Source organism: Brevundimonas sp. CURTG3B2_SDJG, from assembly GCF_057364705.1.
Window position 1 is genome coordinate 1 of sequence record NZ_JBNFOJ010000211.1, and the last position, 4930, is coordinate 4930.

3 protein-coding genes and 2 pseudogenes are annotated in these 4930 nt (G+C 71.4%); 1 reads left to right on the forward strand and 4 read right to left on the reverse strand.

The features are described 5' to 3' along the window. The 3 genes and pseudogenes from AC2W7C_RS13330 to AC2W7C_RS13340 all read right to left on the reverse strand — a co-directional run. Window positions 1-294 (reverse strand): annotated as a pseudogene (locus tag AC2W7C_RS13330) (PAS domain-containing sensor histidine kinase); the annotation flags it as partial. A gap of 175 nt (window positions 295-469) precedes the next feature. Then, window positions 470-685 carry a hypothetical protein gene (locus tag AC2W7C_RS13335; protein ID WP_486001872.1) on the reverse strand — a complete coding sequence of 72 codons (216 nt, stop codon included), beginning with the start codon at window positions 683-685 and terminating at the stop codon, window positions 470-472. 381 nt (window positions 686-1066) lie between these two features. Then, window positions 1067-2224: a CBS domain-containing protein gene (locus tag AC2W7C_RS13340; RefSeq protein ID WP_486001873.1), complete on the reverse strand. Its 1158-nt coding sequence runs from the start codon at window positions 2222-2224 to the stop codon at window positions 1067-1069. Window positions 2225-2328: 104 nt separating this feature from the next. Here AC2W7C_RS13340 and amaB point away from each other — a divergent pair. Further along, a pseudogene (amaB, locus tag AC2W7C_RS13345) lies at window positions 2329-3836 on the forward strand (L-piperidine-6-carboxylate dehydrogenase). On the opposite strand, the gene AC2W7C_RS13350 reads toward amaB, so the two are convergent. Next, window positions 3833-4930 (reverse strand): HlyD family secretion protein (locus tag AC2W7C_RS13350; protein WP_486001874.1); only part of this gene is annotated, 1098 nt, incomplete at its 5' end. The pseudogene amaB and the gene AC2W7C_RS13350 sit on opposite strands and share 4 nt — an antisense overlap.

A 4930-nucleotide genomic window follows, 5' to 3' on the forward strand; every position in this document is an offset into this window, starting at 1 on the left:
GACCATCCTGGCGGGCGCGGCGTCGGCGGCGGCGGCGCGCAAGGCGGTCTGGACGGGGGCGATCCGGGTCTCCAGCTCAAGCGCCAGCAGCCGGGCCTCGCGGTCGACGGCGGCCATCCGCAGAGCATCTGCTTCCTGACCCGGGCGGGCGATTTCCCGAGCGAAAAGAAGGACATAGGCCGCCACGGCCAGCGTCACGGCGAGGATGGAGATGCGCACCCAGGCGGGCGGGCCCTTGCGCCGGTCGGCGGCCCGTCGTCCCTGCGGTGTTATGCGGCGTTCTTCACCCCGCAAGGCGCGCTCTCCCGGACGATTCGACGACAGACGACGAATCTAGGCTGCGTCGCGGATTCCTGTCGAGGCGGGTTAATCCGCCGTCAACGCTTTCAGGCCGCGTGAGTCGCCGGCGCGCGACCTGGGCGGCGCCCGGCCTCGACCGTCGGCGCCGCGAGCACGTCGGTGACCGTCTTCAGCACCGTGCGGGCTTCCCGGGCCATGGCCGCCATCTCGGGCGGGCGTCGTCGGGCGCCTCGTCGACCGCGGCGACCATCCGCTCGGCCAGGGCCATCAGGCGAGGCGCGGCGGCGATCAGGCGGGCCTGGAACTCGATCTGTTCCGGATCCCGGTCGTATTCGGCCCCCGGCACCCGCCAGCCGCCCCAGTCCGCCTTGTCGGTGACGACCACCGGATAGGTGCCGGGGAAGGGGTGGTGCGGCGTGTCTTCGGCGGCCTGCCACTTGTTGCGGGCCGCATCAGTCGCCAGTTCTGGCCGACCTCCGCGGCCGGGTCCTCCACCGGCAGCAGCAGTTCGTGAGCCAGGAACTCGCGGCCCAGGCCGACATCGTAGGTGACCCGGACGGGTTCCTCGAAGCCCTTGGCCCAGACGGGCTGAACCTTCTCGATCTGGGCCCACGCGCCGACGCACTCGACCCAGACCTTCTGACCCTTCTGGAACTGCGCGCGCGCCATGGCCTCCGCTCCCCGCTCTGCACCGCGCACAATGGCCGGTTGCAGATGAACGCCGCGTTTGGCGACAGGGTGAAGCGGAGGTTAACGGCGGCCGGCGTCAGGACCGCGAAATGTCTTCCAGGGCCTCGCCGGCGTACTTTTCCTTCACCCGGGTGGACAGGTCGCCGAGAGACACCACGCCGACCAGGCGGTCGTCCTTGTCCAGCACCGGCAGGCGGCGGATCTGGCGGCTGCCCATGGCGTCCAGCACGGTCTTCAGGTCGTCGTCGGCGCGGGCCGTGTGCGGGTCGCGGGTGATGAACTCGACGACCGGCGCGCTCGGGGACACGCCGCCCGCGATGGCCCGGACCACGATGTCCCGGTCGGTGATCGTGCCGATCAGCCGATCGGCGTCCGCCACCGGCATGAAGCCGAAGTCGCCGTCGTGCATGCGGCGCGCGACCTCCTGCAGGGTGTCGCCGGGACGCGCGACCTGCACGTCCTTGCTCATCAGGTCTCGAACTTTCATCGGGGTTCTCCTGCGATCGGGTCCAGGAAGAACCCGCTCGTCAGCCGGCCGTTCCTCGCCGGACGACAGCGCCTCGCCGACCAGGCTGTCTTTCATCGGCCGTCGCCCCGCGCGGATGCGGTGAGGGCCGAAGCAGAGCCGGCGCAGGATGTCGTCCGGGCGGCGCGCCCAACTGCCCCACGACAGCGGCGTGTCGCCCCGCGCGTCCGCGACCTCAAGTGGCGCGCCGGCCGCCAGCAAAACGTCGATCGTCTCCCCGTCGGCGAAGGCGGCGGCTCTGTGCAATGGTGCCTCGCCCCGCGTCCGCGCGTCCCGCATGAAGCTTCCCGTCTCGCGTCCGTCCAGCGTCTTGGCGGCGGGGTCCGCTCCTGCCCGGAGCAGCACCCGCGCGGTCTGCAGTTGAGCCGTTCCGGCCTCTCGCGACAGCGCGGCGTGCAACGGGGTCTCGCCCGTGTCCTCATCGGCCAGGCATGGATCAGCCCCGCGTTCGAGAAGGAACTCGACCAGGCGCCAGTGATTGTGGAAGGCGGCGCCCATCAGGCCCAGGTTTGGGCCCAGGGCCGTCGTCGGGACGCCTCGGTCCAGCAGGACCTTCAGGGCGCTGACGTCGCCGTAGTACAGGACCCAGACGGCGGGCGGGTGATGGCCGCTCCCGGCCGAGGGGGCGAGGGCGACGTCCAGCGGCAAATCCAGGATCAGATCCGTTCGGCCGGCGGCGATACGGTTCAGAACGTCTAGCGAGACCATGTCCAGGCTCCCATGCCGTGCGCCGGCATTCTAGCAGAACCCGGACGCGCCCGCCGTCGGACCGCATGCATTGGCAGCCGCCGTCCGGGGGGCTAATCACGCGCATGCACAGCGCCGCCTCTGAAATCCGCGACATCCTGGCCCACCTCGGGGCTTCCGAAGCCTTGACCAGCCAGGGACTTCCCACCCGCTCGCCGATCGACGGCTCATCCGCCGGATCGGTCGCCGAGACCGGAGATCTGGACGGGGTGGTCGCCCGCTCGGTCCAGGCGTTCGACGCCTGGAAGCGCGTGCCCGCGCCGCGCCGCGGCGAACTAGTCCGGCTGCTGGGCGAGGAGTTGCGGGCCTCCAAGGACGACCTGGCCCGCCTGGTCACTCTGGAAGCCGGCAAGATCGTCTCCGAGGGCCAGGGCGAGGTCCAGGAGATGATCGACATCTGCGATTTCGCTGTCGGGCTGTCGCGCCAGCTGTACGGCCTGACGCTCGCCTCCGAGCGCCCCGGCCACCACATGCGCGAGACCTGGCAGCCGCTGGGACCGGTCCTGGTCATTTCAGCGTTCAACTTCCCTGTCGCGGTGTGGGCGTGGAACGCCTGCCTGGCCCTGGTCTGCGGCGATCCCGTCATCTGGAAGCCGTCCGAGAAGACGCCGGTCACCGCGATCGCGACCCAGGCGATCCTGGACCGCGCCGTCGCCCGCTTCGGCGACGCGCCCTCCGGCCTGTCCCAGCTGGCCATCGGCGGCCGCGAGGCCGGCGAGGCCCTGGCCGCCGTCCCCGCATTCCCCTGGTCTCGGCCACCGGCTCGACGCGGATGGGCAAGGCCGTCGCGCGGACCGTCGCCGCCCGCCTGGGCCGCTCGCTGCTGGAGCTCGGCGGCAACAACGCCATGGTGGTCACGCCCTCCGCCGACCTGGAGATGGCGGTGAGGGCCATCGCCTTCTCGGCTGTCGGCACGGCGGGTCAGCGCTGCACCACCCTGCGCCGCCTGCTGGTCCATGAGAGCGTCGCGGATGCGCTGGTCGCCCGCCTGAAGGCCGCCTACGAGACCCTGCCGATCGGCGACCCGCGCCGGGACGGCATGCTGATCGGCCCGCTGATCGACGCCGAGGCGGTCCAGGGCTTCGAGGCGGCGTTGGAGCAGGCCGTCCAGCAGGGCGGCGAGATCGTCACCGGCGGCGGCCGGGCCGGTTTCGACGCGGCCGGCGAAGGCGGCTATGTGAAGCCCGCCATCGTCCGCATGCCGGCCCAGACCGCGGTGGTCCAGCACGAGACCTTCGCGCCCATCCTCTATGTTCTAACGTGGTCGGACTTCGATCAGGCGGTCGAGCTGCAGAACGCCGTGCCCCAGGGTCTGTCGTCCTGCGTCTTCACCGATAGCGTCCGCGAGGCCGAGCAATTCCTGTCGGCCTGGGGCTCGGACTGCGGCATCGCCAACGTCAATATCGGCCCGTCGGGGGCCGAGATCGGCGGCGCCTTCGGCGGCGAGAAGGACACCGGCGGCGGCCGCGAATCCGGCTCGGACGCCTGGAAGGCCTACATGCGCCGCCAGACCCAGACGGTGAATTTCTCCTCGGCCCTGCCCCTGGCTCAGGGCGTGAAGTTCGACGTCTAGTCTCCCGCGCGCGTATCCACTCGCGCGGTCACCGACAGCCCCGGGCGCAGCCGGTCCAGTCCCTCCTGGTTCGGATCCAGCGCGATCCGCACGGGCACTCGCTGCGCCACCTTGGTGAAGTTGCCGGTGGCGTTGTCCGGCCGGATGACGCTGAACTCCGAGCCGGTGGCCGGCGCGATCTGTTCGACGCGTCCGGTCAGGGTCCGGCCGCCCAGGGCGTCGACCGCCAGCTCGACCGGCTGGCCCACCCGGATGTCCCTGAGCTGGTTCTCCTTGTAGTTCGCGGTCACCCAGACCCGGTCCGGAACCAGCGCCATCAGCTGCGTCCCGACGGCCACCTGCTGGCCCTGCCGCACGCTGATCTCGCCCAGCCGTCCGTCGCGCGGCGCGACGATGCGGGTGTTCTGCAGGTCGATCTCGGCCAGATGGACCTGGGCCCGGGCGTTTTCGACGCTGGCCTCCAGCGATCCGCGGCTGACCACCGCCGAGGTCACATTGGTCTGGGCGATGCCTTCGGCGGCCCGCGCCTGGGCCAGCTGGGCCTGGGCGGCCTTCAGCGCCGCCTGGCTGACGTCCACCTGGGCCTGGGCCACCCAGCCGCCCTCGAACAGCCGCCGCGCCCGGTTGGCGTCCGCCTGGGCCTTGGCCAGGTTGGCCTCGGCGCCGGCGATGGAGGCGCGCTGCTGGGCCACGGAACCGCGCGCCGAGTTCTGGGTCTGGGCCGAGTTGGCGAGCGCGGCTTGGGCCGAATGCAGGTTCGCCTTCGCCTGCTCCAGCCGTTGCCGATAAATGCGGTCGTCGATCGTGGCCAGCAGCTGGCCCTGCCGCACGGTCTGGAAGTCCTGCACCTCGACCGAGGTGACATAACCCGTCACCTGTGGCGCGATCACCGTCACTTGGCCGCGCACATAGGCGTTGTCGGTGTGCTGAACGCCCGAGACGAACGGCGGCAGCCGCCAGGCCCACAGCACCAGCAATACGCCCACGACCGCGGCCGCGAGCAACCCCACCGTGACGAGCACGGTCTTCTTCGGCGTGGTCGCGGGAGCGGGAGCGGGGAGCGGGCGTCGGGCGCGGCGGCCGGCGCGGGTGGG

Excerpts from the sequence above, each read along its gene's own strand:
- AC2W7C_RS13340 (WP_486001873.1), bottom strand. The coding sequence starts at position 2,224 with ATGGTCTCGCTAGACGTTCTGAACCGTATCGCCGCCGGCCGAACGGAT.